Origin of the sequence: Spirillospora sp. CA-108201 (genome assembly GCF_050936235.1) — a bacterium.
Taxonomy (GTDB): domain Bacteria; phylum Actinomycetota; class Actinomycetes; order Streptosporangiales; family Streptosporangiaceae; genus Spirillospora.
On record NZ_JBNJNE010000001.1, the window covers coordinates 1,989,635 to 2,015,749 of the forward strand.

26 protein-coding genes are annotated in these 26,115 nt (G+C 70.8%); 10 read left to right on the plus strand and 16 right to left on the minus strand.

The features are described 5' to 3' along the window. Positions 1–77: 77 nt before the first annotated feature. A complete protein-coding gene (locus tag ACQEU6_RS09850; RefSeq protein WP_499330846.1) occupies positions 78–1,580 on the minus strand; it encodes a B12-binding domain-containing radical SAM protein in 1,503 nt (500 codons plus the stop codon). Between the two features lie 185 nt (positions 1,581–1,765). On the opposite strand from ACQEU6_RS09850, the gene ACQEU6_RS09855 reads away from it, so the two are divergent. Genes ACQEU6_RS09855 through ACQEU6_RS09865 form a run of 3 tightly spaced genes read left to right on the plus strand, consistent with a single transcriptional unit; the run spans position 1,766 to position 4,197 of the window. Then, positions 1,766–2,500, plus strand: a complete 735-nt coding sequence (locus ACQEU6_RS09855) for an FkbM family methyltransferase (protein ID WP_499330848.1) — start codon at positions 1,766–1,768, stop codon at positions 2,498–2,500. A 36-nt stretch (positions 2,501–2,536) separates the two neighbouring features. Further along, positions 2,537–3,145 carry a dTDP-4-dehydrorhamnose 3,5-epimerase family protein gene (locus ACQEU6_RS09860; protein ID WP_499330849.1) on the plus strand — a complete coding sequence of 203 codons (609 nt, stop codon included), beginning with the start codon at positions 2,537–2,539 and terminating at the stop codon, positions 3,143–3,145. Beyond that, positions 3,142–4,197: a glucose-1-phosphate thymidylyltransferase gene (locus ACQEU6_RS09865; protein WP_499330852.1), complete on the plus strand. Its 1,056-nt coding sequence runs from the start codon at positions 3,142–3,144 to the stop codon at positions 4,195–4,197. Before ACQEU6_RS09860 ends, ACQEU6_RS09865 begins: the two co-directional genes overlap by 4 nt. 30 nt (positions 4,198–4,227) lie before the next feature. Here ACQEU6_RS09865 and ACQEU6_RS09870 read toward each other — a convergent pair whose 3' ends face one another. The 5 genes from ACQEU6_RS09870 to ACQEU6_RS09890 all read right to left on the minus strand — a co-directional run bounded on the left by ACQEU6_RS09870 (position 4,228) and on the right by ACQEU6_RS09890 (position 8,216). Next, on the minus strand, positions 4,228–5,127 hold the full coding sequence (locus ACQEU6_RS09870; protein WP_499328793.1) for a transposase: 900 nt from the start codon (positions 5,125–5,127) through the stop codon (positions 4,228–4,230). A gap of 78 nt (positions 5,128–5,205) precedes the next feature. Continuing rightward, a complete protein-coding gene (locus tag ACQEU6_RS09875; RefSeq protein ID WP_499330854.1) occupies positions 5,206–6,126 on the minus strand; it encodes an arylamine N-acetyltransferase family protein in 921 nt (306 codons plus the stop codon). Positions 6,127–6,234: 108 nt separating this feature from the next. Continuing rightward, entirely contained in the window at positions 6,235–7,071 is an 837-nt protein-coding gene (locus ACQEU6_RS09880) for an ABC transporter permease (RefSeq protein WP_499330856.1), read from the minus strand. Positions 7,072–7,207: 136 nt separating this feature from the next. Beyond that, positions 7,208–7,687 carry an EF-hand domain-containing protein gene (locus ACQEU6_RS09885; RefSeq protein WP_499330858.1) on the minus strand — a complete coding sequence of 160 codons (480 nt, stop codon included), beginning with the start codon at positions 7,685–7,687 and terminating at the stop codon, positions 7,208–7,210. Positions 7,688–7,736: 49 nt separating this feature from the next. Then, the gene (locus ACQEU6_RS09890; RefSeq protein ID WP_499330860.1) at positions 7,737–8,216 is read right to left on the minus strand and encodes an SRPBCC family protein; all 480 of its coding nucleotides are present in this window, start codon (positions 8,214–8,216) and stop codon (positions 7,737–7,739) included. 87 nt (positions 8,217–8,303) lie between these two features. On the opposite strand from ACQEU6_RS09890, the gene ACQEU6_RS09895 reads away from it, so the two are divergent. Further along, positions 8,304–9,455 (plus strand): nucleotide disphospho-sugar-binding domain-containing protein, encoded by a 1,152-nt coding sequence (locus tag ACQEU6_RS09895; protein ID WP_499330861.1) that lies wholly within the window; start codon positions 8,304–8,306, stop codon positions 9,453–9,455. Between the two features lie 51 nt (positions 9,456–9,506). Here the strand turns inward: ACQEU6_RS09895 and ACQEU6_RS09900 are convergent, their stop codons facing one another. From ACQEU6_RS09900 to ACQEU6_RS09920, 5 genes are all read right to left on the minus strand, one after another. Continuing rightward, complete coding sequence (locus ACQEU6_RS09900) at positions 9,507–9,869, minus strand: ArsR/SmtB family transcription factor (RefSeq protein ID WP_499330863.1); 363 nt, start codon at positions 9,867–9,869, stop codon at positions 9,507–9,509. Between the two features lie 72 nt (positions 9,870–9,941). Further along, a complete protein-coding gene (locus ACQEU6_RS09905; RefSeq protein ID WP_499330865.1) occupies positions 9,942–11,276 on the minus strand; it encodes an ABC1 kinase family protein in 1,335 nt (444 codons plus the stop codon). Continuing rightward, entirely contained in the window at positions 11,257–11,925 is a 669-nt protein-coding gene (locus tag ACQEU6_RS09910) for an NHL repeat-containing protein (protein WP_499330867.1), read from the minus strand. The genes ACQEU6_RS09905 and ACQEU6_RS09910 overlap by 20 nt, the downstream gene beginning before the upstream one ends. Then, positions 11,925–12,809, minus strand: coding sequence for a class I SAM-dependent methyltransferase (locus ACQEU6_RS09915; RefSeq protein ID WP_499330869.1), 885 nt, complete (start codon positions 12,807–12,809; stop codon positions 11,925–11,927). The genes ACQEU6_RS09910 and ACQEU6_RS09915 overlap by 1 nt, the downstream gene beginning before the upstream one ends. A gap of 132 nt (positions 12,810–12,941) precedes the next feature. Further along, positions 12,942–14,144 (minus strand): DUF6004 family protein, encoded by a 1,203-nt coding sequence (locus ACQEU6_RS09920; protein ID WP_499330872.1) that lies wholly within the window; start codon positions 14,142–14,144, stop codon positions 12,942–12,944. 291 nt (positions 14,145–14,435) lie between these two features. Here ACQEU6_RS09920 and ACQEU6_RS09925 point away from each other — a divergent pair, with 291 nt between their 5' ends. The 3 genes from ACQEU6_RS09925 to ACQEU6_RS09935 all read left to right on the plus strand — a co-directional run bounded on the left by ACQEU6_RS09925 (position 14,436) and on the right by ACQEU6_RS09935 (position 18,695). After that, entirely contained in the window at positions 14,436–15,137 is a 702-nt protein-coding gene (locus ACQEU6_RS09925) for an O-methyltransferase (protein ID WP_499330874.1), read from the plus strand. A gap of 349 nt (positions 15,138–15,486) precedes the next feature. Further along, positions 15,487–18,006 (plus strand): ATP-dependent Clp protease ATP-binding subunit, encoded by a 2,520-nt coding sequence (locus ACQEU6_RS09930; RefSeq protein ID WP_499330877.1) that lies wholly within the window; start codon positions 15,487–15,489, stop codon positions 18,004–18,006. An 8-nt stretch (positions 18,007–18,014) separates the two neighbouring features. After that, positions 18,015–18,695 carry an SDR family NAD(P)-dependent oxidoreductase gene (locus ACQEU6_RS09935; RefSeq protein ID WP_499330878.1) on the plus strand — a complete coding sequence of 227 codons (681 nt, stop codon included), beginning with the start codon at positions 18,015–18,017 and terminating at the stop codon, positions 18,693–18,695. Between the two features lie 13 nt (positions 18,696–18,708). Here ACQEU6_RS09935 and ACQEU6_RS09940 read toward each other — a convergent pair whose 3' ends face one another. Beyond that, positions 18,709–19,983: an RNA-guided endonuclease InsQ/TnpB family protein gene (locus tag ACQEU6_RS09940; RefSeq protein WP_499330879.1), complete on the minus strand. Its 1,275-nt coding sequence runs from the start codon at positions 19,981–19,983 to the stop codon at positions 18,709–18,711. Between ACQEU6_RS09940 and tnpA the strand changes: the two genes are divergently transcribed. Further along, positions 19,964–20,380 (plus strand): IS200/IS605 family transposase, encoded by a 417-nt coding sequence (gene tnpA, locus ACQEU6_RS09945; RefSeq protein ID WP_499330881.1) that lies wholly within the window; start codon positions 19,964–19,966, stop codon positions 20,378–20,380. The genes ACQEU6_RS09940 and tnpA overlap by 20 nt on opposite strands. 88 nt (positions 20,381–20,468) lie before the next feature. On the opposite strand, the gene ACQEU6_RS09950 is transcribed toward tnpA, so the two are convergent. After that, a complete protein-coding gene (locus ACQEU6_RS09950; protein ID WP_499330883.1) occupies positions 20,469–20,780 on the minus strand; it encodes an ArsR/SmtB family transcription factor in 312 nt (103 codons plus the stop codon). A gap of 281 nt (positions 20,781–21,061) precedes the next feature. On the opposite strand from ACQEU6_RS09950, the gene ACQEU6_RS09955 reads away from it, so the two are divergent. Together ACQEU6_RS09955 and ACQEU6_RS09960 are read left to right on the plus strand one after the other, a co-directional pair. Beyond that, positions 21,062–22,687 carry an AMP-binding protein gene (locus tag ACQEU6_RS09955; RefSeq protein WP_499330885.1) on the plus strand — a complete coding sequence of 542 codons (1,626 nt, stop codon included), beginning with the start codon at positions 21,062–21,064 and terminating at the stop codon, positions 22,685–22,687. Between the two features lie 110 nt (positions 22,688–22,797). Beyond that, positions 22,798–23,124 (plus strand): hypothetical protein, encoded by a 327-nt coding sequence (locus ACQEU6_RS09960; protein WP_499330887.1) that lies wholly within the window; start codon positions 22,798–22,800, stop codon positions 23,122–23,124. A 64-nt stretch (positions 23,125–23,188) separates the two neighbouring features. Here ACQEU6_RS09960 and ACQEU6_RS09965 read toward each other — a convergent pair whose 3' ends face one another. The 3 genes from ACQEU6_RS09965 to ACQEU6_RS09975 are packed head-to-tail and all read right to left on the minus strand — an operon-like array spanning position 23,189 to position 26,114. Then, positions 23,189–23,935, minus strand: coding sequence for an ATP-binding cassette domain-containing protein (locus tag ACQEU6_RS09965; RefSeq protein WP_499330889.1), 747 nt, complete (start codon positions 23,933–23,935; stop codon positions 23,189–23,191). Next, positions 23,932–24,966, minus strand: coding sequence for an ABC transporter permease (locus tag ACQEU6_RS09970; protein WP_499330890.1), 1,035 nt, complete (start codon positions 24,964–24,966; stop codon positions 23,932–23,934). The genes ACQEU6_RS09965 and ACQEU6_RS09970 overlap by 4 nt, the downstream gene beginning before the upstream one ends. 14 nt (positions 24,967–24,980) lie before the next feature. Further along, positions 24,981–26,114, minus strand: a complete 1,134-nt coding sequence (locus ACQEU6_RS09975) for a sugar ABC transporter substrate-binding protein (RefSeq protein ID WP_499330892.1) — start codon at positions 26,112–26,114, stop codon at positions 24,981–24,983. Between the last annotated feature and the right edge of the window lies 1 nt (position 26,115).

Here is a 26,115-nt window from a genome sequence, read left to right on the forward strand (position 1 = left end):
GATGCGGGCCGGCGCCCTGTCCGCCGCGGCGCCGGCCGTCGCGGGACCGCCGCCGGCCGGGCGCCGCGCGGGGGCCGTCAGCTCTCCGTCGCGGCCCAGGCCTTCTTCGCGTTCTTCCACGTCGGGGAGTTGACCTCCTCCCACGCGCGGCTGCGCAGCTCCTCGAGGACATGCGACGGGACGACCGTTCCCGACATGTTCGCCCGGTAGATGTTCATCGTGTCCGGATCGAAGTCGCTCCGGAGGTGCCCCTCCGCGATCGCCGTGTCGAACAGGGGCGATCCCGGAAGCGGGACCACGATGAAGAAGTTCGCCGCGTCGAGACCGAACGACACGTGGTCGCGGGCCATGTCTATCGTGGTCTGGATCTCCTCCAGGGTCTCGTCCGGGTACCCCATCATGTAGTTGCCGAAGATCTTGAAGCCGTAGTCCTTCAACGCCACGATCAGCGATTCGATGTCGGCCATCTCGATGTTCAGCTTGTTGCTCGCGTACTTGCGCAGGATCCGGAGGTTGCCCGACTCGAACGGAAGGTTGAGCTGGGTGAACCCGGCCTCGGCCAGGGCCTCCAGCACCTCGTGATCGGGTTTCCACCGCTTGAGGAGGTGGATGATGTTGATGCCGTTCAGATCGCAGATGTCGACCCCGGCGCCCCGGATCTTCCTCAGCAGCCGCAGGGCGCGCTTCTTGTTCCCGAGGAGCGAGTCGTCCTCGATCATCACGTGCTCCACGCCCAGGCCTTTCAGGACGTCCAGCTCGCGCAGCACGCGATCGTCCGACTTGGCGCGGTACCGCCCGATGGGGCCGCTCATGCTCCCCTCCTGCTCCCCCGCGATGTGGCAGTACGCGCAGTGGAAGGGGCAGCCGAGAGAGGTCATCATGTCCGCGTAGCGCAGCTCCGTGCCGGACTCCCACACCCCCGAGTGCGGCCGCGCGATGGTCCAGTACCGGTCGTTCGGCAGCAGGTCCCAGGCCGGCACGGGGAGGGTGTCCAGATCCCACACCACGTCGTCCGGACGCGCGGGGTTGACGCGGATCCCGCCGGCGTCCCGGAAGGCGATGCCGCTGATCCCCGCGAAGTCCGGACGGGCCGACCCGCGCACCTCGTCGACGATCTTCGTGATCGTGCCCTCGGCCTCGGAGAGGCAGACGACGTCGAAGCCGGCCCGGAAGAACTGCGGCAGCCGCGACCGGGCGTTGACCCCGCCGGAGACGAGGATCTTCTCCGGGAACGCGGCCCGGATGAGCCGCGCGCAGTGCAGGACCATCGTCTCCTGGTCCGTGAAGATCGAGGTGATCCCCACGATGTCGTACGCCGCCGCCTCCTCCAGGATCCGCTCGTCGCCGACGCCCGTCCGCAGAAGGCCGCTCGGCAGCTGGACGGGCTTGTCGAAGATGCCGTGGAGGTCGTCGGAGTCGCCGCCGACGCACGCGTCGAACACGCGCACGTCGACGCCGTGGTCGCGCAGGGCGCCGCCGAGGTTGGGGTACGCGAGCGATCCGTTCGGCTTGCACACCGTCCCCGGGGCGGTCTGGTTCGGCGGGTACAGAAGCAGGACACGTACGTCACGCAAGGCCATGTAGGACTCCTCACCGGCGGCGTCCCGGTCCGTCCCGCGTTCCGCCGGCCGGCGGGCTCACCGCTGCCGCCCGCCGCGGACGCGATCCTGGGGAGACCGCCCGGGCCCGCCGTGCCAACTGACTGTACTATATACTTCTAAAGTTAACACCGCGGGTGGTGTCCGTCTTCTCTGGAGGTACGTCGATGTCCCACGGGTCCTCCCCCGGTTCGCAGGGCCGCGCCCTGACCGAGGTCGACCGGTCCGCCGCCCCGGTGTACGTCCGATGGGAGCGGCAACTCCCGGGGCTGATGGACCGGCTCGGTGTGGCGCCGGTGGGGGTGGTGCAGGTCGGCGCGCATGTCGGACAGGAGGTGCCGGCGCTCGTCCGCTGCGGTTTCCGGCGGCTCGTCATGGTGGAGCCCAACCGCGACCACTCGGCGGCGCTCGCCCGCGAACTCGGGCGCCATCTGGCCGGCCGGCCGGAACCGGAGGGGGGCCGGCCCGCCCAGGAGGTCGTCATGGCCGCGGCGGGGCGGGAGCGCGGAACGGCCACCCTGCACGTCACGGAGTACGACCAGCAGGCCAGCCTGCTCGCGCCGCTGCCGCCGATGACCGTGACCCGGCTGGACACCACCGAGGTCGTCCCGGTGAGCGAGGTCCAGCACGGCTGCAACGTGCTCGTGGTGGACGCCCAGGGCGCGGAGCTGGACGTGCTGGCGGGCGCCGACCTGGACCGGCTGGACCTCGCGGTGATCGAGGGCAGCGCGGAGGCCCGCTACCACTTCGGGGCGACCCGGCAGGCCGTCGCGGCCTACATGCAGGCCCGCGGCTGGCGGCTCGTGGCGAACTGGACCCACGCGCGCGCCAACGTCGCCGACATGGCCTGGCTCGCCCCCTCGACGACCCTGCGCGCGACGTACCGCTCCGAGCGGAGCTGAGGCGGCCCGCGATGCGACTGCCACGATCGGCGCACCATGCACGTCAGTGAGACGGCCGTCCCCGGGGCCTACCTCTTCACCTCCGACCGGAACGCGGACCGGCGGGGCGACTTCTACGAGGTCATGCGCGCCGACGTGGTCGAGGCCGTGCTGGGGCGCCCCTTCGTGCCGCGTCAGATCAACTGCTCGACGTCGCGGCGCAACACGCTCCGCGGCATCCGCGGCGTGACCGTCCCGCCCGGGCAGGTCAAGTACGTGACCTGTGTCAGGGGCGCGGTGCGCGACATCGTCGTCGACCTGCGGGTCGGATCCCCGGCCTTCGGGCGGCACGCCGTCAACGAGCTGCACGCCGGGTCGGGCCGCAGCGTCTACATCCCGGAAGGCGCCGGCCACGCCTTCCTGGCGCTCACCGACGACGCCTGCGTCTGCTACGCGCTGTCCGGCACCTACGCGCCCGGGGCCCAGATCTCGATCGACCCGCTGGATCCCGACCTCGCCCTTCCCTGGGGGGTCACGGAGCCGCCGCTGCTGTCGGACAAGGACGCGGCGGCGCCCAGCATGGCCGAGGCCCTCTCCGCCGGCCTCCTGCCCCTCTGGCGGGAGACCGACGCTCCTTCTACGCGCCTGCGAGGAAGCAACCGATGAAAGCCCTGGTGCTGTCAGGTGGGTCGGGGATGCGGCTGCGTCCTTTCAGCCACTCCATGGCCAAGCAGCTGATGCCGATCGCGAACCGGCCGGTCCTGGAGTACGTCCTTCTCAACATCCGCGCCCTCGGCGTCACGGAGATCGGCGTCGTCGTCGGCGACCGGGCCGAGGAGATCGTCGACTTCGCGGGCGACGGCTCCCGTTTCGGCGCGCGGGTGACCTACATCCACCAGGACAGGCCGCTCGGCCTCGCGCACTGCGTGATCCTGGCCCGCTCCTTCCTGGCCGACGACGACTTCGTGATGTACCTGGGCGACAACATGCTCCCCCACGGAGTCGCCGACGTCGCCGCGGACTTCACCGCGCGGCGGCCGGACGCCCAGGTGCTGGTGCACAAGGTGGCGGACCCCCGCGCCTTCGGGGTGGTCGAGCTGGACGTGGAGGGCCGGGTCGAGCGGCTGGTGGAGAAGCCGGAGGAGCCCCGGAGCGACCTGGGGCTGATCGGGGTGTACTTCTTCACCCCGGCCATCCATGAGGCGGTGGCCTCGATCGGACCGAGCGCGCGCGGCGAACTGGAGATCACCGACGCCGTGCAGTGGCTGGTGGCCCGGGGCGCGGACGTGCGGGCCAGCGAGTACGGCGGCTACTGGAAGGACACCGGCCGCGCGGAGGACGTCCTGGAGTGCAACCGCAGGCTCCTGGAGTCGCTGCAGCCCGGCATCGCGGGCGAGGTCGACGCGCACTCCTCGCTCGACGGCGCGGTCGTCGTCGAGGCCGGAGCGCGGGTCGTGCGCTCCCGCATCGACGGACCCGTCATCGTCGGGGCGGGCTCGGTCGTCGAGGACAGCCGCATCGGTCCCCGCACGTCGATCGGACGGGGCTGCGTCCTGCGGCGCGCCGGGTTGGCCGGGTCCATCGTCCTCGACAACGCGTCGGTCTCCGGCCTCGCCGGGCTGCACGACTCGATCATCGGCCGCAACGCCCGCGTGACCGCCGCGGCCCGGCCGCGGCTGGTCGTCGGCGACGACGCGTGCGTCGAGATGCCGGCCTAGATCGTTGATGGGGGTTGTTGAGTGCTCTGGTTAGTGGTCGTAGGCGGTAAGTGATCGCTTGGTTGGGGCGTCGATGAGCCAGTTGTGCCAGATCGCGGCGTTGAGGGCGCAGATGCGCTGGCACAGGCGCGTCCACAGGCCTTCGGTGGTGCGGGCGGCGTGGCGTTCCAGCCCGAGTTGGTTCTTCAGTGTCCAGATCACCGCCTCGATACGCTGGCGCAGCCAGCTGGGGAACACCTTCACGGCGGGTTCGGGCTCGTCGTCGCGGACGGGGCGGATCAGGATATGGCCCAGGTCGGCGGCGGCCTTTTCCACCCCGGCTCCGGCGAATCCCTTGTCGCACACGATCGGGCACGGTCCCGGCGCGGCCTGCTGGACGTGCAGCAGGTGCACGGCCTGTTTGCGTTCGTCCAGCTCTTTGGGGTGGGCCAGGCTGAAGGAGCACACCGCGCCTTCGGCGGTGGTGATCAGCATCAGTTTGGCGCCCCAGTAGAAGGCGTGGTGGGACTTGTCCATGCCGTAGCCGGCGATCTCGCCCAGGGCCGAGCGGTGCACGGTGGTGCGTGAGGCGCCGCAGCGCAGCGGAGTGCCGTCCATCAGCCGCAGCCGCTCCTGCCAGGAGGGCGTCTGGCGGACCAGCCACATCGAAGCGGCGAACAGAGCGGGCGCGGCATCGCGCAGGTGCCGGTTGTACTCGGACTGACCGGGCAGCCGCGGGAACAGGTGCCCGATCCTGCCGGGCGCGGTCCGCAGCCACCGCCGCTCGGAATCGCAGCCGAGCAGGACCTGGGCCACAGCGACGCACACCAGTTCAGCGTCGTTGAGGGTGCGGTCGGGGCCGCGTCTGCGGGTGCGGTCGGCCGACCGCAGGACGTGATCGTCCAGATGGACGTAGAGTGCGGTCAGAAGGGCGTCCAGGTTTGTCTTCACACACTGATCATGGGCGCCCTTCGTCATGCCCGCAGCGGTTCAGCAAACCCCCATCAACGATCTAGCCGGCCGGGGTTCTCAGGCCCGCGCCGCGGATCGCCGGGCCCTCGCGTCGAGCCAGGCCTCGTGGGCGCCGCGGACCTTCGTCCACAGGCCGTCCCGCTCCCGCGGGCCCACGTCCGCCAGCGGGAGGCCGAAGACCTCGGCGAGCGCCCCGTACCACTCCGCGGAGGTGCCGAGCTCCCTGGTCGTCCTGCCCGAGTCGTCGGTGTGCCGCAGCACGCAACCCGTCAGGCTGTCGGCGCTCGTCGCGTCGCGCCGCATCACCGCGACCGTCCGCACCAGGCGCGACTCGGGATCGGTCGCCAGGTAGGGGTGCCATTCGGCGAAGTCCGCCGGGCCGGCGGGCGCCATCGAGAAGTCGAGCCCGGCGATCGCGCCGCCGCGGTCGTGATCGAAGCGCCAGCCGGCGGCCTCGAACCGCGAGGGGCCGAGAACGAAGGTGAAGGGTCCTTGCCGGTACGTCCCGGAACGCAGCGGCAGGGGCTCGTGCAGCCCGTCGCCGAGGCCGACGTCCACCATCCAGGCCTCGCCCTCGACGTTCACGGTGAGCACCAGGTGCGGAGCCGGTTCGGCCGGCCCGACCGGCGGCAGCCTGCGGCTCGCGTGAACGCCGGCCCGATGCCACGTGACGTCGTATCCGAGCGCCGCCAGCAGGGTGGAGAACGCGCCGTTGAGCTGCACGCAGTACCCGCCGCGCCCGTTCAGCACCCGACCGGCCGCGTCGTCCGGGTCCGCGGTGGTCGGCCGCCCCAGCTGGATCTCCAGCACCTCGTACGGCACCCGCTCCACGTGGGCCCGGTGCAGCGCGAAGAGCCCGGAGAGGGACGGCTCGCCCGGGTGGCCGACGCCGAGCCGCTCGAGATAACGGGCGACGTACCGGGGGCCGCCGGGCTCCCCGGGGGCGGGCGCGGGGCCCGATGTGTCCTGGCCAGGCATGACCCTCCGTTCGGGGGACGGGATGCGGTCGCGCCACCGCTCCGCCGAGCTCACTTTAAATTAAAGTAGCACGATCCGCCTCCGCCACCCGGGAGGGCGCCCCGGCCGCTAGCCGCGCCCGCGCCGCGCGTACGCGTACGCCGTGAGCGGCGCGAAGACCGCGACGAGGACCGCGCAGGCCAGGAACGCCCGGCCCATCTGCCCCGCGGTCTCGGTGCCCTGCATCAGCCCGCGGACGGCCGTCGCCGCGTGCGTGATCGGGTTGACCCCGATGACGGTCTGCAGCCACGACGGCATGGTCTCGCGCGGCGCGATGATGTTGCTGCCGAACAGCAGGACCGAGTCCAGCGTGATGATGAGCATCTGCGCCGACGCCGCCGTGCGCACGGCGACGCCGACCAGGGCCCAGACCCAGGCGAGGCTGAAGGCGAACACCTGGAGGAACAGCAGCGCCAGCACCACGCCGGCCACGCCGCCGCCCGGCCGGAACCCCAGCGCCAGCCCCAGCAGCAACGGCACCACCGACGCCACCGCGTACCGGACCACGTCCCCCAGCATCGCCCCGACCAGCACCGACGACTGCCACACCGGCAACGACCGCACCCGGTCGAACACCCCCTGGTCGATGTCCACGTTCAGCACGAACCCGGTGTTCATGCTCGCGAGGACGATCGCGATGACCGACACGCCGGGGAGGAAGAAGTCCAGGTACCTGCCGGGAGACCCCGCGATCGCACCGCCGAAGAGGTAGGTGAAGAGCAGGGTGAACATGACCGCCTGCAGCAGTGCCCCGAACAGTCCCTCCGGCGCCCGCCTGATCTTCAGGAGCGAGCGGAGCGCGAAGGTCGCCGACGCCGAGAGCGCGCCCGCCCTCGGCGGGCGCTCGCGGGGCGTCAGCAGTGGTCCGCGCACGTTCTCGCCCACCACCGGCTGGGACGTCGTCATCTCGCCGCCTCCCTCACTCCGCGATCGAGCCTTCCAGGGCCCAAATAATAAATCTGGAGCTTATATAAGGCAAGTCTAATGACCCTGCCCCGTGGACCGGGAGGTCGGCGCGCGCCCCGGGGACCGGCCAGGGGCGCTACCGGTGGTAGAAGGCTTCGATGTACTTCACGAAGGGGTCCCTGTCGAGGTACCCGTCCCCGTCCTCGTCGAGGTTCTGGAACCCGGCCAGACTCTCCAGCTGCGGATAGCCCGTCGCCGAATGCGTCGTCATCCACACCTGGAGGGACACTCGGCTCTCGGCGTCCGCGCCCATGTCGAACACGGCGACGCCCCAGGGAATGGCGACGTCCTCGATGAAGCCGGGCTGCTCATGCGAGGCGACCCACTCCCGCCTGCTGACCGTCTTGTCCCCGGCCTCGTCGAGGCTCCCCTCCAACCGCTGCCACAGCCTGTTGGACGGTCTCGTTATCGCCAGCCACTGCGGAGAGCCGGGCGCCACGTGCAGCGCGCGGCACCACCGCTGCACGAGCAGGTCGACGTCGGCCTGCTGGATGACGCCGTCGCCGTCGTGGTCGAAAGCCTTGAAGAGCGCTTCGTACTCTTCGGCAGTGGCCATGCGGAACACTCCTCGGATCGGGAACGCGCGGCGCGCGCGGCGCCGGCGGTCAGGCCTCCGTCTCCCGCAGCACGGGATCGAGGCGGTTCAGGAGGATCGACTTCCACGCGGCCTCGTGCTCTTCCCTCACCTTGTCGTCCGGGAAGCCCGCGTGGGTCAGGCGCAGCAGGGAGCCGCCCGGACGGGGTGACATCTCGGCGGTCAGCACCGTCTCGACCCCGCCGGTCCCCGCCTCGTTGAGCCATGTGAACTCGACCAGCCGGTCGGGCTCGACCCGGAGGAACCGGCCGTAGTGCGGATGCCGCCGCCCCTCGTGGAACGTCTGGAAGAAGTAGGGCGCGTTGACCTCGGCCTTCATCACGATCTCACCCGGCTGGGCGAACCACCGGTCGAACCGCTCCGTCCACGCGCGGTACACCGCGCCGGCCGGCGCGTCCGCGGGGTGCGTCACGATCGCGCGGTACGGCCTGGCCGACAGGTCGGGCGGGCAGATCGGCAGCGTCACGGACTCCTCCGGCTCGCTAGACACTTGAACTATATATAGTAATCTCCGGGAAGAGTAGCCCCGGAGATTCGCTCGTCGGCGCTCGTTCCATGCCCCAGGGAGGACCCCACCATGCGCGTGCTGTTCATCTCCGTCCCCGCGGCCGGCCACGTCTTCACCCTCGTGCCGCTGGCATGGGCGTTCCGCTCCGCGGGCCACGAGGTGCTCGTGGCGCTCGCGGAGCGCCCCGAGTGGGCGGCCGGCGCCGGGCTCCCGGTGGTCGACGTCGCGCCCGGCTACGACGCGGTGGCGATCGCGCAGCGGGTCCTCGAGGAGGATCCCGAGTTCGCGAAGACGTGGTTCCAGAGTGTCGGCCCGGACAGGGACATCTCTCCCCGGGCGCCCATGTTCGCCGGATTCAACCGGCCGCTGGTCCCCGGGACGATGGAGCTGGTCGACCGGTGGCGCCCGGACCTCGTCGTCTACGAGCAGACGACCACCGTCGGGGCGATGGCGGCGGCCAGGCTCGGCGTCCCCGCCGTCCAGCGGAACCTGGGCCCCTTCACCACCGGGAGGACCCACCAGCTGACGGCCGGCCTGCTGTCGGACCTGTGCGGCGAGTACGGGGTCCCGGCCATCCCCCGGCCCGCGATGATTTTGGAGCGGCTGCCGCCGAGCATGCTGCACGCCAGGCCCGAGGGCGGCTTCATGGGCGGGCACTCCTACGACGGCGGCGGCGTCCTCGGAAGGCCGTGGCCGTCGCCGCCGGAGCGGCCGCGCGTCGTGCTCTCGCTCGGTGGGGGCTTCTCGGCCAGGTTCTTCGGCCTCGGCACCCTGCCGCCGGTCATCGAGGCCGCGGCGAAGGTGGACGCCGACTTCGTGCTCGCCCTCGGCAACGTCGACACCTCCGCCCTGGGCACGCTGCCGGCGAACGTCCGGCCCGCCGACGGCTGGGTCCCCTTCGGCGAGCTGTTCCGGACGTGCTCGGCGGTCGTGCACCACGGCGGCGCCAACACGGTCCTGACGGCGGTCGAGGCCGGCATCCCGCAGATGGTCGCCCTCGACCCGCAGGACGTGGCCTCCGAGGCCATCGGCCAGGACGTGCGCGACCGCGGGATCGGGCTGACGGCGCCCGCCGACGAGATCACCGCGGCGATGCTGGAGCGCCTGCTCGGCGACGAGACGCTGCGGACGGCGACCGCCGAGGTGCACACGGAGGTCGCGGGCCTGCCGTCCCCCACGGCCGTCGCCGCCGGGCTCGCCGACCTCGTCGCTCGCCTGTAGCCCGTCCGCCCTCCGCCGCGAGCCGGCCCCAGGGCGAGCGGTGGGGGCGGGTCACGCCTTCTTTCGCGGCGCCCGGTCCGCGCCCGGTCCGTGGTTCTCGCGCCGGCCCCGGGCGACCTCCGTGGCGAGCGCGTCGAGGGGCTGGGACCAGAACCGCCGGAACTGCTCCAGCCACAGGTCGACCTCGCGCAGGGGCGCGGGGTCGATCGCGTACAGCCGCCGCGTCCCCTCGGGCCGGACGGAGGCGAACCCGTTGTCGCGCAGCACCTTCAGGTGCTGCGACACCGCCGGCTGGGAGATGCCGAACTCCTCCTGGATGACGGCGCAGATCTCCCCGGAGGAGTGGCCGCCTCCGGACAGCAGCTCCAGGATGCGGCGGCGGACCGGATCGCCGAGAACATCGAACGCGTGCACGGGATAATAATAGCAAACTTATATAACTCGGCCCCGAACGCGGGCCCGGGGACCGGCGGGCGCCGGGACCCGCTACCGGGCGCCGAAGAGCCCCCGGTTCAGGACGGGCTTCGCGGTCTCCTGGAAGTCGATCCCCGGGTCGAGCTCGCGGATGGTGCCCTCGATGACGAGCAGGGACAGCAGCGGGAAGATCAGCTCGGGCGCGGCGTGGATGCCGAACCGGCGCTGCAGGTCGAACATCTCCGTCGCGAAGGCGATCAGGCTGAACTCCTTGGCCGGCAGGCCGTGGCTGCGCTCGACCAGGTCGGCCATCCGCACGATGAAGCCCTCGAGGTCGGCGCCGTCGCGCACGCCCGCCGAGCTCTCGATGACGATCTCGGCGCAGCGGCGGCCCCGGCCGGTGGACATGTTCATGAAGAACTCGGCGAACAGCCGGCGCAGGCGCTCGGTCAGCTGGACGCTGAAGCCGGCGTCCAGCACGACGACCTGCCCCTGGCGGGTGAAGTAGAGGTTCCCGGGGTGCATGTCGCAGTGCACGAAGCCGTCGACGAACAGCATCTGGTAGATCGCGGTGAGCGCCGACACCGCGAACCGCTTGCGCATCGCCGGCGGGCACTTCGCCGCCGCGCCCACGTCGAGGTCCGGTATGAACTCCATGACGATGCAGCGCGGCCGGGACTCGGCCCGGTGCACCTGCGGGACCCACACCCGGGGCACGGGCGCGAGGTTGTCGCGCAGCCGCGTCAGGCTCTCGGCCTCGCGGCCGAAGTCGAGCTGCCCGAGGACGGCGGCGCACATGTTGTCCACCACGTCGGTGACCGGAACGCCGCGGAACACGGGCAGGCGGGCGGCCAGCCCGGAGCCCGCCCTCATCAGCGCGAGGTCCTGCCTCATCACCCGGTCGATGCCGGGGCGGCGCAGCTTGATCGCGACCTGGCCGCCGGACGCGAGCGTGCCCCGGTAGACGGAGGCGACGCTCCCGCTGGCGACCGGCCGCCGCTCGACCTGCGCGAAGCGCTCGTCGAGGGCCCGCGCCCCGTAGGCCTCCGCGAAGGCGCGGCGGGTCTCGGCGCGGTTCAGCGGGGCCACCGAGTCCTGGAGGACGGACAGCTCGTCGCACAGCGCCGCGGGAAGCACGTCCCGCCGGGTGCCGAGGACCTGGCCGGCCTTGATGAAGGTGGGCCCGAGCCTCATCAGCAGGACGGCCGTCCGCCGGTAGAGGTACCGGCGGCCCGCCGCGCGGCCGCGCAGCGCCGTCCGGACGAGTCCGGCGATCCCGGCCGGCACCAGGGTGACGGCGACGATCGCCAGCACGCGCGCGCCGCGGCAGGCGAGCGCGAGCCGTGCGGGGGCCTCTCGTGCGGCGGGGACCGCCGCCGCTCGCCGCTCAGCGCCGGTCGTCGTCATGGGCCTGCCTGCCTCCGGTGATTCCCGGCACCTCGATCGCCCGCAGCTGGAGGGTCGCGTGGTCGCAGTACCAGATCAGCCTGCCGTCCCACGCGATCCCGGTGGGACTGCCGTTGACCGTGATCGACGCCACCTCGCGCCCCTGGTTCAGGTCGATCAGGTTGATGGAGCATCCGCGGTAGTCGGCGTACGCCAGGTAGTCGTCGGAGACGGTGACCCCGGCGACCGGGCGGCGCACCGGGTAGCTGGCGATCAGCCGCAGGTCCTCGACGCTGCGCAGGTCGATGACCTGGAGGTCCTCGTATCCCGTCCACACGCCCTGGCTCGTGGCCTCCAGGCCGCACAGCAGCCGCCCCGGCCGCGGGTTGGGCAGCTCGCCCACGACGTCCCCCGACTCGGGGTCGATGACGCGCAGGGTCCGCTGCTCGCCCACCACCTGGACGAGGCTGCCGCCGAGCGTGGTGAGGTCCGTGCGGACGCCGGGGCACGGGATCCTCCGCACCACCTCGCCGGTCCGGGGGTCCATCGCCGCGATCTGGTTCTGCACCGCTTCCGAGTACCAGAGGTACTGCCCGGTCCAGGTCAGCCCGCACAGTCTGAGGCCGCCGCGAACCGGGATGTCGCGCACCGAACCCGCCGCGTAAGGCATCAGCCCCCTCCTTTCTTGCTGAGGCCGCACTCAAGCCGCCAGTCGGTCGCCACCCGTACGTCTTCGGGCCGGTGCATCCGGACGTGCAGGACGTCCCCGGCCGACACCGCGGTGTGCCGGAGCGGCCAGATCCAGACCGCCCAGTTGCAGCCGGGATACGAGGGGAGGTTGGACAGCGTCACGCCCGGCGCGAGGGTGGCGGTGAAGTATCCGGCGATGGCGTGCAGCCGGCCGGCCCGGTTGATGGTCAGCTTCCGGCTCGGCCGCTGCCGTCCCCCCTTGCCGCCGTGCTGGTCGGCGATGGCCGCCGGTTCGCTGAGCATCGCCGGCGGGCGCTGGAAGAAGTGCAGCTGGGCGGCCGGTGCTACACAATCCTGAACCGCGTCCAGCCGGTAGCCGAGGAAGTCCTCGTCCCACAGGCCCCAGCCCTCGCCGTCGAACTCGATGGCCGCCAGCCGGGTGACCAGGCGCTCCGGCACGACCCGGCCGCCGGGGGCGAGGTTGCGCCGCGCGAAGGAGCCGAGGACCTCCATCATCTGCTCCTCCGGCCCGAGGTTGCCCATCATCTCCGAGACCACGACGTCCGCCCTGACCGGCAGCCGCACGCGGCGCGCGTCCCCCTGGACGAGGGTGAGCCGGCCCTTGAGGTCGTTCTGCTCGGCGATCATGGCCGCAACCCGGGCCGTCTCAGGGTCGGCCTCGACGGCGTAGACGTGCTCGGCGCCGCACCGCAGCGCGAGCATGGACAGCGCCAGCGCGCCGGCCCCGACGTCGGCGACGACGCCGCCGGGCGGTATCGCGTCTTCGAGCGCCCGCTCGTAGGCCTCCAGCCGGGGCCGGTCGGCGAGCATCGCCTGGTGCATCAGCAGCAGTCGCTGGTCCACGACGCCTCCCCTTCGCAGGTACCCGGAACGGCCGGCGGGGCGGGCCGCACAAACGTCCCGGCGAGACTGGAACTATTGGAATTTCCATCAGATCCAGTCCCGCCGGAGACGTCAAGAGGCTCGCGGGAAACCTCAGATGTTGACCGCCGCCGTCTCGCCGACGTGGGCGTCGCGCATCGCCAGCCGGACGCCGGTCAGCCGTGCCTTGACCGTGCCGTCGGTGGTGACGAGCGGCGCGTCCGCGCCGACCATGCTCAGCTCGCTGCCGGTGGCCTCGAGGTCCCTGAGCTTGCCGGCCACGTGGGCGGGCCTGGCCGCGTACAGGTTGCCGTGCGGCGTCACGAGCTCGAGCTCGGCGTCGATGTGCAGCTCGCTCGGGAACCTGACCCGGCTGAGGCTGTCCTCGGTGCCGTCGCCCAGCGTGCCGCCCGACGGCCGCGGCCAGCTCGCCCGCAGCATCACGCGGCCACCGAGGGCCTCGTTGTGGCCGACCATGGCGACCCGGGCCATCTGGGCGAGGACGCCCTGACCCTCGTCGTGCTTGTCGGGGCCGAACAGGAGGATCTCCGTGCCGGCCGCCTTGCGGTAGTCACCCTCCAGCTCGATGACCTCGGTCTTGCCGTTGACCTCGACCTCGATCTGCCCCTCCAGGGAGACCTGCATGATCATGGAGGGGTCGACCAGCATCGACATGCACGGGCCGGCGCTCGCGGCGAAGAACACCGTGGGCGTCAGGCCGACCGGCTCGTTCTGGTCGTTGGCCGGGTACCAGGCCTCGGGCAGGGTGGTGCCGCGCACCACGTTGGGCGCCTGCACGACGTCGAACGGGCCGTCGCCGCGCGGGCTGCCCAGGTACGGGCCGGTCAGCGGCTTCTTGTACGGCGGGATGCTGTCGACCACGCCGAAGATGTCGATGACGTTGCGGTGGGCCAGCCGCAGGGTGCTGGTCTCCAGGATGCCGAAGCGCCGGATGTAGAACTCGGCCGGGAAGTTCTTGCCCGGGACGATCTGGCGCACGTGGCCGGAGTTGGGGAGGAACGGGTTGGACAGGACCTGGATGCGGTCGTCCAGCTCGTAGCTGTACCCCTTGATGCCGACCTCGGGCGCGCTGATCAGTTCGGTCTCCAGCTCGGCGTGGCCCTTCTCGTCCACCCGGTGCTCGAAGCCCGGCATCGGCCACTTGTTCAGCTGGACGAAGCCGGACAGGTTGATGGTCTCCCGCCGGCCGGCGTAGTAGTCGTCACCGAAGACGACGGTGGCCGCGGCGAGGATGTGCGGACGAATCGGCTTGGGTTCGAGGTTGAGGGACTCGTACGTCTCACGGAGAGAGCTCAAACCAGACACCTCCAGCGTCTGTCGAGAACGGGTGGTGGGCCACTGCCTGGTCCGCGGATCGATGACGGGGCCCTGTTGCTGAAGTTTTATATAGCGCTTCCCCCTCGTCAACCCCTCCTCCGAGCGGTCCCCGCAGGGCCCCGCGCCGCCGAGGATTTCAGTGGCCACTTAACTGACCAGCTCAAAGTGAACATGAAGGGCCGAGGGAGACGATGCGAGCGCCTTGGAAATGAGAAGGATGTTGCTACAATTTATTAAAGTTTCTGGGAGAACCGCGGAGGGGCCGGGGCCATGTGCGCGCTGAAGACCACGCCGGTGACGGCGGAACTGTACGACTACCTCACCGCGCGCAGCCTCCCGGTGGACGACGCGCAGCGACTCCTCATGGAGCGGACCGCCCGCCTCGGGCCGGTGGCGCGGATGCAGATCGGCCCCGACGAGGGGGCGTTCCTGACCCTGCTGGCCCGGCTCATGGGGGCCCGGCAGGCGATCGAGATCGGCACGTTCACCGGCTACTCGGCGCTGTGCATCGCCCGGGGGCTCGCCCCCGACGGCCGCCTGCTGTGCTGCGACGTCGACGAGGAATGGGGCCGGATCGCCCGCGAGGCGTGGGAGCAGGCCGGCGTGGCGGACCGGATCCGGCTGCGCCTCGGGCCCGCGCTGGAGACGCTGCGGGCGCTCGCCCCGGATCCGGTCGTCGATCTCGCCTTCATCGACGCCGACAAGGAGAACTACGTCGCCTACTACGAGGAACTGCTCCCGCGCATGCGGCCGGGCGGCGCCGTTCTGGCCGACAACGTCCTGTGGCGCGGCCACGTCGTCGACCCCGTCGCCGACACTCCGCCCGCGGAGCTCACCGCGGCCAGGCGCGCGCGAGACGCCGACACCCGGGCGATCCGCGCGTTCAACGACCACGTCGCCGCGGACGGCCGGGTCGAGGCGGTCATCCTCTCGATCGGGGACGGCGTCACGCTGATCCGCAAACGGGACTGATCGCGCTCGGCACGCTCATGCCCGACGCCCACCCGGCGCGCCGGGAGGACGGCCCCGCGCGGCGGTCCTGCTCGCGGGACGACCGCGGCGCCGCGGGGCGGGGCCCCGGCCGGCGGCGCGGGCGCCCGTGCGGGTCGTCGGATCGATCGGCGCGGCCCGGGACCAGCGCGTCGACCATGGGATGGCGTTCGAGAGACATGAGTCCCCTCCAGGTCGGGGCGGTCATCCGGACGACCGGCCGTCGGCGCGGCCCTTCCGGATTCTTACGCCCATTGCGAACAGCCGCCGATCCTCGCCAGATCACTTTAGAATCTGATAGTAACCGGCGAGCCCGGGGAGGAGCGAGGAGATGTTCGAGAGGTTCACCGACCGCGCGCGGCGGGTTGTCGTTCTGGCTCAGGAAGAGGCCAGGATGCTCAACCACAACTACATCGGCACCGAGCACATCCTCCTGGGTCTGATCCACGAGGGTGAGGGGGTTGCCGCGAAGGCTCTGGAGAGCCTGGGGATCAGTCTTGAGGCTGTGCGTCAGCAGGTCGAGGAGATCATCGGTCAGGGGCAGCAGGCTCCGTCGGGGCATATCCCGTTCACTCCTCGGGCCAAGAAGGTCTTGGAGTTGTCGCTGCGTGAGGCGTTGCAGCTGGGTCACAACTACATCGGGACCGAGCACATCCTGTTGGGGTTGATCCGTGAGGGTGAGGGTGTCGCGGCGCAGGTGCTGGTGAAGCTCGGTGCGGATCTGAACCGGGTGCGGCAGCAGGTGATCCAGTTGCTGCACGGGTATCAGGGCAAGGAGCCGGCGGCTTCGGGTGGTCCGTCGGAGGCGGCGCCGTCGACGTCGCTGGTGCTGGACCAGTTCGGTCGCAATCTCACGCAGGCCGCCCGTGAGGGCAAGCTCGACCCGGTGATCGGCCGGGACAAGGAGATCGAGCGGGTCATGCAGGTGCTGTCGCGGCGTACCAAGAACAATCCGGTGCTGGTGGGTGAGCCGGGTGTGGGTAAGACCGCGGTGGTGGAGGGTCTGGCGCAGAAGATCGTCAAGGGTGAGGTGCCCGAGACGCTGAAGGACAAGCAGCTGTACACCCTGGATCTGGGTGCGCTGGTGGCGGGGTCGCGGTATCGGGGTGATTTCGAGGAGCGTCTGAAGAAGGTGCTCAAGGAGATCCGGACCCGTGGTGACATCATTTTGTTCATCGATGAGCTGCACACGCTGGTGGGTGCGGGCGCGGCGGAGGGCGCGATCGATGCGGCGTCGATTCTGAAGCCGATGCTGGCGCGGGGTGAGCTGCAGACGATCGGTGCGACGACGCTGGATGAGTACCGCAAGCATCTGGAGAAGGACGCGGCGTTGGAGCGGCGGTTCCAGCCGATTCAGGTGGCCGAGCCGTCGTTGTCGCACACGATCGAGATCCTGAAGGGGTTGCGGGACCGGTACGAGGCGCATCACCGGGTGTCGATCACCGACAGTGCGCTGGTGGCGGCGGCGCAGCTGGCCGATCGTTACATCTCGGATCGGTTCTTGCCGGACAAGGCGATCGATCTGATCGATGAGGCGGGGTCGCGGATGCGGATCCGTCGGATGACCGCGCCGCCGGACCTGCGCGAGTACGACGAGAAGATCGCTGATGTGCGGCGTGACAAGGAGTCGGCGATCGATGCGCAGGACTTCGAGAAGGCCGCGGCGCTGCGTGATTCGGAGAAGCAGCTGCTGGGGCAGAAGGCGCAGCGGGAGAAGGAGTGGAAGGCCGGCGACATGGACGTGGTCGCCGAGGTCACCGATGAGTTGATCGCCGAGGTGCTGGCGACCGCGACGGGGATCCCGGTGTTCAAGCTGACCGAGGAGGAGTCGACGCGGCTGCTGCGGATGGAGGACGAGCTGCACAAGCGCGTGATCGGTCAGGAGGACGCGATCAGGGCGCTGTCGCAGTCGATCCGCCGCACCAGGGCGGGGTTGAAGGATCCCAAGCGTCCGGGCGGGTCGTTCATCTTCGCGGGGCCTTCGGGGGTGGGCAAGACCGAGTTGTCCAAGACGCTGGCGGAGTTCTTGTTCGGTGACGAGGACGCGCTGATCCAGCTGGACATGTCGGAGTTCATGGAGAAGCACACGGTGTCGCGGCTGTTCGGCTCCCCGCCCGGCTATGTCGGGTATGAGGAGGGCGGTCAGCTGACCGAGAAGGTGCGGCGCAAGCCGTTCTCGGTGGTGCTGTTCGATGAGATCGAGAAGGCGCACCAGGACATCTTCAACTCGCTGCTGCAGATCCTGGAGGACGGTCGGCTGACCGACGCCCAGGGGCGGGTGGTGGACTTCAAGAACACCGTGATCATCATGACGACCAACCTTGGGTCCAAGGACATCTCCAAGGGCGTGTCGATGGGCTTCGCCCGGCAGAACGACGAGCAGGGCTCGTACGAGCGGATGAAGGCCAAGGTGTCCGAGGAGCTCAAGCAGCACTTCCGGCCCGAGTTCCTCAACCGCGTCGATGACACGGTGGTGTTCCACCAGCTCACGCCCAAGGAGATCATCCAGATCGTGGATCTGATGATCGCCAAGGTCGACCAGCGGCTCCATGACCGCGACATGGGCATCGAGCTGCGTCAGGAGGCCAAGGACCTGCTGGCCATCCGCGGGTATGACCCGGTGCTGGGAGCGCGGCCGCTGCGCCGCACCATCCAGCGCGAGATCGAGGACAACCTGTCGGAGAAGATCCTTTACAACGAGCTCAAGCCCGGCCAGATCGTCATCGTCGGCACCGAGGGCTTCGACCCCGACAACACCGACACCGCCGAGAACGCCAAGTTCACCTTCAAGGGCGTGCCCAAGTCCACGTCGGTGCCCGACGCGCCGTCCCAGGGCGCGGTCGCGCGTTAGCCCGCACGGTGCGGGACCAGGAGGGGCGGACGCGGCGGGCGCTCGTGATCGGCGGGCTGGGCGCGATCGGCGGGGCCGTGGTCCGGCGGCTGAGGGACGCCGGCTGGGAGTGCCTGACGGCGTCCCGGTCGCCGCGCGCCGACATCGGCCTCGACATCGAGGACGAGGATTCGGTCGAGGCGGCGGCCGCGGCCTGCCCGCCGCTGAACGCGCTCGTCATCGCCACCAACCTGGAGCCGAGCGCTTCGCTCTCCGAGCTGACCGGCCGGCACGCGACGGCGATGTTCGCCACGCACGTGACCGGTCCGCTCCTGTTCATCCGCAGTGCGCGCCGCCTCCTGGTGGACGGGTCGAGCATCGTCTTCCTGTCGTCCCCGGCCGCCTACCGCGGGAGCTACGACCCGTGCTACGCCGCGGCGAAGGGGGCCACGATCGCTCTCGCCCGGACGCTGGCGAAGGAGCTCGCACCGGACGTGCGCGTGAACGTCCTGTCCCCCAGCATCGTCGAGGACTCGCCCGTGGCCCGGCGCATGACACCCGACTTCCGCGCCCGCCATCGGGAGGCCTCCCTTCTGGAGCGGACCCTCTCGATGGACGAGTGCGCCGAAGCCGTCGCCTTCCTCGTCGCCCACCCGCACGTGACGGGTGCGACGCTGCATCTGAACGGCGGCGAGTTCCTCGGTGCTTGACATCCTCTCCGCCCTAAAGGACGGAGATTCCCTCCACGCTGCGCGTGGAACGCGCGGCGTCCGGGTGGGTTCCCGCTTCGTTGCGCGCTGCCGGGACGAGTCCCGGTCTTACGTGCGCTCCACGGGCGTTGAGGTCCGCCTGTCCAGCGGCTCTGATATTCCTGGCGGCGTTGACGTCCCGGTCGTGGTGGCTGCCGCACGGGCAGTCCCACGTTCGGACGTTGAGCGCCATCTTCTCGTTGATCCGGCCGCAGTCGGAGCACATGCGGGTGGACGGGAAGAACCGGTCCGCCCGGCCGAAGGTGCGCCCGTACCGGGCGGCTTTGTACTCCAGCATGCCGGTGAAGCCGGCCCAGCCCGCATCGTGCACGGACTTCGCCAGCCGGGTCCGGCCGAGACCGTTCACGCACAGGTCCTCGACGTACACCGCTTGGTTCTCGCGGATGATCTGCGTCGAGAGCTTGTGCTGCCAGTCCCGCCGGGTGTCGGCCACCCGCGCATGGGCGCGGGCGACCCTGACGACGGCCTTCTTGCGGTTCTGACTCCCGCGCTGCTTGCGCGCGAGGGCTTGTTGCAGCCGATTGAGCTTGCGGGCGGCGCGCCGCAGGAACTTCGGCGCGGCCACCTTCGTGCCGTCCGACAGCACCGCGAAGTGCGTCAGACCCAGATCGATGCCCACCTCGGACGCCACCGGCGGCAACGGCTCGTCGGTCACCTGCACCACGAACGAGGCGAAATACCGCCCGGCCGCATCCTTGATGATCGCCACGCTCGACGGGGTCGAGGGCAGGGTGCGCGACCAGCGGACAGCGGGATCCCCGATCTTCGGCAACCGCAGGCGGCCGTTGTCGAGGACCTTGAAGCGGGAGTTCTTCGTCAACCTGATCGCCTGCCGGTTGTCCTTGCGCGAGCGGTACCGGGGCGGAGCCACTTTGCGGCCCTTGCGCTTGCCGGAGACCGACGCAAAGAAGTTCCGGTACGCGCTGTTGAGGTCGGCGAGTGCCTGTTGCAGCACGACCGACGACACCTCGCCCAGCCACGCCCGTTCCGGGGTCGCCTTGGCCAGGGTGATGATCCGCTTCGACAACTCGGCGTCCGACACGTACGGCAAGCCCTGCTCGCGGGCTTCCTGCCGCAGGCGCAGCCCGTCGTTGAACACCACCCGTGCGCACCCGAACGCTCTGGCCAGCTCGATCTGCTGGCCGGGCGTCGGATACACGCGGAAGTTGAACCGGAGCTGTACAAGAAGCACTGTACCGTATTGGTTTATGGCGGAGAGTGAAGACATTCGCACTGGCAGACACTGTGTTTTCACTATGCACGTCCACTTGGTTTTCGTGACGAAGTTTCGCCATAATGTGTTCGCCGACCGGCACCTGTCCCGCATGGAAGCGATCATGCGGGACGTGTGCCGTGACTTCGAGGCCGAGCTGGTCGAGTTCAACGGCGAGGACGACCACGTCCACCTACTCGTCAACTACCCGCCCAAGATGGCCGTGACCCGCCTGGTCAACAGCCTCAAGGGCGTCTCCTCACGGCGGCTGCGGCAGGAGTTCCCCGACCTCGTGCGGCACTACTACCGGGCCAACAAGCTGTGGTCGGGTTCGTACTTCGCGGGTTCCGCCGGCGGGGCACCGCTGAGCGTCGTGAAGCAGTACATCGAGCAGCAGAACCGTCCGGCTTAAGGCACTGCTCGGGCCTTGGCGGCCCTCCCAGCGCGGGCCTTCACCCCGGCCTGAAGGCCGGAGCACTGGCCCGCATTCCGGTAGCGGGCTACTTCTCCTCGAACTCGGCGCCGAGCGCGTCCAGGTGCTGGGTCCAGAACCTGCGGAAGCGATCCAGCCACGTGTCGATCTCCCGCAGGGTCGCGGAGTCCACGGCGTAGAGGCGGTGCGCGCCCCTCGCCCGGACCGTCGCGAGCCCGCTCTCCCGCAGCACGCGCAGGTGCTGGGACACCCCCGGCTGCGAGATCCCGAACTCCGCCTGGATGACCGCGGCGATCGCGCCGGAGGTCTGCTCGCCGTCGGCGAGCAGCTCCAGGATCCGGCGCCTCACCGGGTCCCCCAGGACATCGAACACGTGCATCACGCTATTATTTCGACGCGACTTATATAAGTCAATGGCTAAACAAGGTGCCGGACCGCGCCTCCCGGCCGGGGCCGGGGCCGGTAGCGGCCAGCGGCGCCGGCCCGGGGCGCCTCGGCCGGGGCGCCGGTCACTACCACGGCACGGCCAGCCCAGCTATATTTTTTTGCAGCGTACTCTCTGACCGCGTTCATCCCCGCGTTCATCCCCGCGTTCATCCCCGCGCGATGCCTCCGGCCCACCGCCGGAGCGCCCGCCCCCCTGGATGGAGAGGTGGCCCGATGGAGCCCAGCGCCTCCGCGCACGTCGACACGTTCTGCCGCGACAACCTGCCTCCCCGCGACGAATGGCCCGCATTCGACTTCACGCTCCCGGAGGTCGCCTACCCCGAGCGGCTCAACTGCGCGCACGTCCTGCTGGACGAGACGGCGCGGGCGGTGGGCGCCGACCGGCCCTGCCTGCGCACACCCGGCGGCGTCCTGTGGACCTACGGCGACGTGCTGCGGCGCGCGAACCAGGTGGCCGGCGTGCTGGTCGACGACCTCGGGCTGGTGCCGGGCAACCGCGTGCTGCTGCGCGGGCCGAACAACCCGTGGCTGGCCGCGGCCTGGCTCGGCGTGCTCAAGGCGGGCGGCGTCGTGATCGCGACGATGCCGATGCTGCGCGCCCGGGAGCTGACCGCCATCGCCGAAGCGGCGGGCCCGACCCTGGCGCTGTGCGACCACCGCTTCCTGGACGACCTGGCCGCGGCGGAGACCCCGGGCATGCGCACCGTGCCGTACGGCTCGGACGACGCCGGCGACCTGGTGTCCCGTGCGGCGGGCAAGGACGGCGCCTTCGCGGACGTCGACACCGCCGCCGACGACGTCGCCCTGCTGGCGTTCACCTCGGGCACCACCGGACGGCCCAAGGCCACCATGCACTTCCACCGCGACGTGCTGGCGATCGCCGACACCTTCTCCCGGCACCTCCTCAGGCCGGTGCCGGACGACGTCTTCGCCGCGTCGCCGCCCCTCGGGTTCACCTACGGGCTGGGCGGGCTGCTGGTGTTCCCGCTCCGGGCCGGCGCCTCCGCGCTGCTGATCGAGAAGGCGGCCCCGGCCGAGCTCGCCGAGATCGCGGCCCGCCACGGCGTGACCGTGCTGTCCACCGCGCCGACGACCTACCGGGCGATCCTGGCCGCCGGGCTGGCCGGGCGGCTGGCCGGGGTGCGGCGCTGCGTCTCGGCGGGCGAGCACCTTCCGGCCGCGGTGTGGAGGGCGTTCCACGAGCGGACGGGCGTGCGGATCATCGACGGGATCGGCTCGACGGAGATGCTGCACATCTTCGTCGCGGCCGCCGACGACGACATCAGGCCGGGCGCGACGGGCGTCCCGGTCCCCGGCTACCGGGCGGCCGTGGTCGACGCCGCCGGCCGGCCGGTGCCGGACGGGACCCCCGGGCAGCTCGCGGTCCGCGGCCCGACCGGCTGCCGGTACCTCGCCGACGCCCGCCAGAAGACCTACGTCCAGGACGGGTGGAACATCACCGGCGACACCTACGTCCGCGACGCCGACGGCTACTTCTGGTACCAGGCCCGCAGCGACGACATGATCATCTCGTCCGGCTACAACATCGCCGGGCCCGAGGTCGAGCAGGCGATGATCGAGCACCCGGACGTGCTCGAATGCGGAGTGGTCGGCGCGCCCGACCCCGATCGCGGCGCCGTGGTGACGGCGTTCGTGGTGCTGCGCGAGGGGGTCCGGGGGGACGCGGCCAAGGCCGCCGAGCTGCAGGCCTTCACCAAGCAGACGATCGCCCCGTACAAGTACCCGAGGTCGGTCCGGTTCGTCGACCGGCTCCCCCGCACCAACACCGGCAAGCTGCAGCGCTTCCCCCTGCGCGAGATCGTCGGAGGCGCCCGGTAGCGGCCCGGGCGGGCGGCGCCCGTGCCCACATCCGGTCATCTGCCCGGAGATCGAGCGGCCTTCGCCCGGGACGGGAATACCGTCGGTGTCACCCGGCGGAAGGCGGACTCATGCTTCTGGGCGCCCTCAGCGGCATCGCCGCCGCGATCTGCATCGTCCTCGTCCCCCACCGCGAGGGCATGGTCGAGGCCTTCCCTCCGCTCTGGGCGGCCGCCGTCTCACCGGGCCTGCTGATCAGCCTGCTGCTGGCGGCTTCCGCGATGCCCCGCCTGACCTTCGCGGCGAGCCTGCCGGCGATGGCGGGCGCGGTCATCGGCGCGGTCGGTGCGCTGTTCAGCGAGCATCCCGTCTACGGCCTGGTCTGGACGCTGTGGGCCGCGCTCTTCTTCGTCGGGCAGCAGAGGGCCTGGCTCAAGGCCCAGGCGGCGCCCGCCTGACCGGCCCCACGACGAAGCCGGGCCGCGCCTTCGGGCCGGGCCTGCGTGCCCGGCCCGAAGGGCGCTACAGCCCCCGGCCGCGCCGGTAGTCGGCGACGACCAGGTCGGTCAGCTCCCGCAGGGAGGTCTCGGACGTCGGCTTGTCGAAGGAGATCCGCCCGTGCTGGAGCAGGTTGACCCGGTCGCAGACGTCCAGGACCTGGGCGTAGTTGTGCGCGATGATGATGATCGACACTTCGCCGCGCGCCTTGAGGTCGCGGACGAGGTCGAGGATCATCGTGCCCTCCTTGGCGCCCATCGCGGCCAGCGGCTCGTCGAGCAGCAGGATGCGGGCGTCGGAGTAGACCGAGCGGGCGACCGCGATGGCCTGCCGCTGACCGCCGGACAGCTTGGCGACCTCGACGTCCACCGACGGGATCCGGACCCCCATGTCGGCGAGCTGCCGGGCGGCCCGCCGGCGCATCGCGCGGTTGCTGAGCAGCGGCCAGCGCACCAGCTCCCGGTTCAGGAACATGTTGTGGTAGACGCTGAGCTCGTTGACCAGCGCGAGGTCCTGGTAGACGGTGTCGACGCCGAGCGAGCGAGCGTGGTCCACCGAGCGCGGGCTCACCTCCGCGCCGTCGATGAGGATGCGCCCGGAGTCCGGCCGCTGGAAACCGCTGATGATCTTGATGAGGGTGGACTTCCCCGCGCCGTTGTCGCCGATGAGGCCGAGCACCTCGCCCTTGCCGAGGCGCAGCGTGACGCCGGAGAGGGCCTCCACCCCGCCGAAGCGCTTGCTGATGCGCTCCACCCGCAGCGCCTCGCTCATGAGCGCCCCGCCCTTCGCAGCCGGGCCAGATGGACGTTCAGCACCATCGAGATGATGATCGCCGACCCGAGGATGATGTTGAACGGGTTCGCGCTGATCCCGATGAGGTTGAAGCCGTTCTGCATCTCCGCCAGCACCAGCGCCCCGAGCAGCGCGCCGACGACGGTCCCCGAGCCCCCGGCCAGGGCGGTGCCGCCGATGACCGCCGCCGACACCGCGACGAACATCGCGTTCGACCCGCCCGAGCTCGGGTCGATGGAGCCGACCCGGAAGGCCTCCAGGATGCCGGCGAGGGCGCCGAGCGCCCCGGTGAGCATGAAGTTGCCGATCTTGATCCGGCCGGTGCGGATGCCTGCCTCGGCGGCGCCGAGCGGGTTGCCGCCGGTCGCGACCGTGTGCAGCCCCCACCGGGTGCGGGTGAGCACCAGGTGGAAGAACACCACGATCGCCAGGCACCAGGTCAGCTCCGCCCAGGCGGCGCGCCCGAACCAGCCCGCCAGGCCGTCCGCCGCCTCGGGGATCTGCGCCGGGTAGGCGTGGGAGGTGGTGAGCATGATGCCCTGCACCAGGAACATCGAGCCCAGGGTGGCGACGAACGACGGCACCCGCAGCACGACCGTCACCAGGCCGTTGCCGAGTCCGATGAGCGCGCCCGCCAGGACCGCCAGCACGATCGCGATGACCGGGTAGACGCCGGAGAAGTCGACCATGTAGTGCATGAGGAAGGGCGCCAGGGCGAAGACCATGCCGACCGACAGGTCGATCTCGCCGCTGACGAGCAGGAACACCTCGCCGACGGCGATGATGGCGTACGGCGCGGTGCCCTGGGAGACGTTGACCAGGTTGTCGTGGGTCAGGAAGACCGACTTGGCGGTCTGGAAGTAGATCAGCAGTCCGAGCGCCACCAGGAGGATGGTCGCCTCCCGGCGGCGCAGGAACGCGTCGGCGGCGAGGCCGGGCAGGCCCCGGGCACGCCGCCGCGGCGGCGTGCCCGGGGTCGACGCCTGGCCCCGCAGGGTACCTTCGCTCACTGCGCGTCCTCCCGTCAGACGTGAGCGATGGCGCCGGACCGGGGCACCAGCTGCTGGGCCGGGCTGGAGCCCTCGTACCGGGTCCTGGTGGTGAGGTACGGGCCGACGGTCTGCCTGCTGACGAAGGTCAGGCCGGTGTTGGTCACCGGCGGGAAGACCAGGCCGCCCGACAGCTTGTAGAACCACAGGGCCAGCACGGGCAGGAACCCCTGCAGGTAGGGCTGCTGGTCGATGGTGAAGTCCAGGTCGCCGGACTTGACGGCGTTCAGCGTGCCCGGGGTGAGGTCGAAGCCGCCCGCGGCGACGCCCCTGCCCTTGAGGCGGTACTTCTGCATGACCTTGCCGATGCTCTCGGTCGAGCCGGCGTCCACCGCGAACATGCCCTTGACGCCCTGGTGGCCCTGGGCGTAGGCGTCGACGGTCGACAGCTCCTTGGGCAGCTCGGCGCCGCTGGCCACCGAGGTGAACCTGATCGGCTTGCCGGAGGACTTGATGGCGTCCCGGGCGCCGTCGATGCGCGGCTGGATGTTCAGCGAGCCCGGCGTGGCGATGAAGCCGACCGCGTCTCCGCCGGTCATCAGTGCCGCGATCTTGGTGCCGAGCTGGTAGCCGGAGGTGTAGAGGTCCTGGCCGATGTAGGCGAGCCGGTTGGTGCCGGGGTCGTCCTTGGCGCCGTCGGCGTTGTAGGAGACCACCGGGATCCCGGCGTCCAGCGCCTTGTCCACCGGCTGCTTGAAGGCGGTCTTGTCCACCACGGCGACCGCGAGTCCGTCGGCCTTGCCGGAGACGGCGGCGTTGGCGGCGCTGACCATCTCGGGCACCGACGAGGTCTGCGAGCCCGTCCACTGGAATGAGCAGCCCAGCAGGGCGCAGGCGTCCTGGGCGCCGTACTGCGTCGGCGTGAAGAAGGGGTTCGTGGTGACGTGGTTGACGAACACGAACTTCCAGTTCGGCGTCTTCGGGAAGTGCCCGGGCCCGCCCTTGGCCGAGGACGGGCTCTTGTTGTCCGAGGAGCAGGCGGCCAGCAGCGCCGACGCGGCCGCCGTCGCGCTGACCAGGCCGGCGCCGCCGAGCAGCCGGCGCCGGGTGGGCTCGCTCAGGCCGAGGGTGTCGACGGCCTCTTCGACCGCCGGATCGATGCGCTCCATG

Bases quoted from the DNA above. Each gene is read 5' to 3' on its own strand.
- ACQEU6_RS09850 (WP_499330846.1), bottom strand. From the start codon at position 1,580: ATGGCCTTGCGTGACGTACGTGTCCTGCTTCTGTACCCGCCGAACCAG.
- ACQEU6_RS09855 (WP_499330848.1), top strand. From the start codon at position 1,766: ATGTCCCACGGGTCCTCCCCCGGTTCGCAGGGCCGCGCCCTGACCGAG.
- ACQEU6_RS09860 (WP_499330849.1), top strand. From the start codon at position 2,537: ATGCACGTCAGTGAGACGGCCGTCCCCGGGGCCTACCTCTTCACCTCC.
- ACQEU6_RS09865 (WP_499330852.1), top strand. From the start codon at position 3,142: ATGAAAGCCCTGGTGCTGTCAGGTGGGTCGGGGATGCGGCTGCGTCCT.
- ACQEU6_RS09875 (WP_499330854.1), bottom strand. From the start codon at position 6,126: ATGCCTGGCCAGGACACATCGGGCCCCGCGCCCGCCCCCGGGGAGCCC.
- ACQEU6_RS09880 (WP_499330856.1), bottom strand. From the start codon at position 7,071: ATGACGACGTCCCAGCCGGTGGTGGGCGAGAACGTGCGCGGACCACTG.
- ACQEU6_RS09885 (WP_499330858.1), bottom strand. From the start codon at position 7,687: ATGGCCACTGCCGAAGAGTACGAAGCGCTCTTCAAGGCTTTCGACCAC.
- ACQEU6_RS09895 (WP_499330861.1), top strand. From the start codon at position 8,304: ATGCGCGTGCTGTTCATCTCCGTCCCCGCGGCCGGCCACGTCTTCACC.
- ACQEU6_RS09905 (WP_499330865.1), bottom strand. From the start codon at position 11,276: ATGACGACGACCGGCGCTGAGCGGCGAGCGGCGGCGGTCCCCGCCGCA.
- ACQEU6_RS09910 (WP_499330867.1), bottom strand. From the start codon at position 11,925: ATGCCTTACGCGGCGGGTTCGGTGCGCGACATCCCGGTTCGCGGCGGC.
- ACQEU6_RS09925 (WP_499330874.1), top strand. From the start codon at position 14,436: ATGTGCGCGCTGAAGACCACGCCGGTGACGGCGGAACTGTACGACTAC.
- ACQEU6_RS09930 (WP_499330877.1), top strand. From the start codon at position 15,487: ATGTTCGAGAGGTTCACCGACCGCGCGCGGCGGGTTGTCGTTCTGGCT.
- tnpA (WP_499330881.1), top strand. From the start codon at position 19,964: ATGGCGGAGAGTGAAGACATTCGCACTGGCAGACACTGTGTTTTCACT.
- ACQEU6_RS09940 (WP_499330879.1), bottom strand. From the start codon at position 19,983: ATGTCTTCACTCTCCGCCATAAACCAATACGGTACAGTGCTTCTTGTA.
- ACQEU6_RS09950 (WP_499330883.1), bottom strand. From the start codon at position 20,780: ATGCACGTGTTCGATGTCCTGGGGGACCCGGTGAGGCGCCGGATCCTG.
- ACQEU6_RS09955 (WP_499330885.1), top strand. From the start codon at position 21,062: ATGGAGCCCAGCGCCTCCGCGCACGTCGACACGTTCTGCCGCGACAAC.
- ACQEU6_RS09960 (WP_499330887.1), top strand. From the start codon at position 22,798: ATGCTTCTGGGCGCCCTCAGCGGCATCGCCGCCGCGATCTGCATCGTC.
- ACQEU6_RS09965 (WP_499330889.1), bottom strand. From the start codon at position 23,935: ATGAGCGAGGCGCTGCGGGTGGAGCGCATCAGCAAGCGCTTCGGCGGG.
- ACQEU6_RS09975 (WP_499330892.1), bottom strand. From the start codon at position 26,114: ATGGAGCGCATCGATCCGGCGGTCGAAGAGGCCGTCGACACCCTCGGC.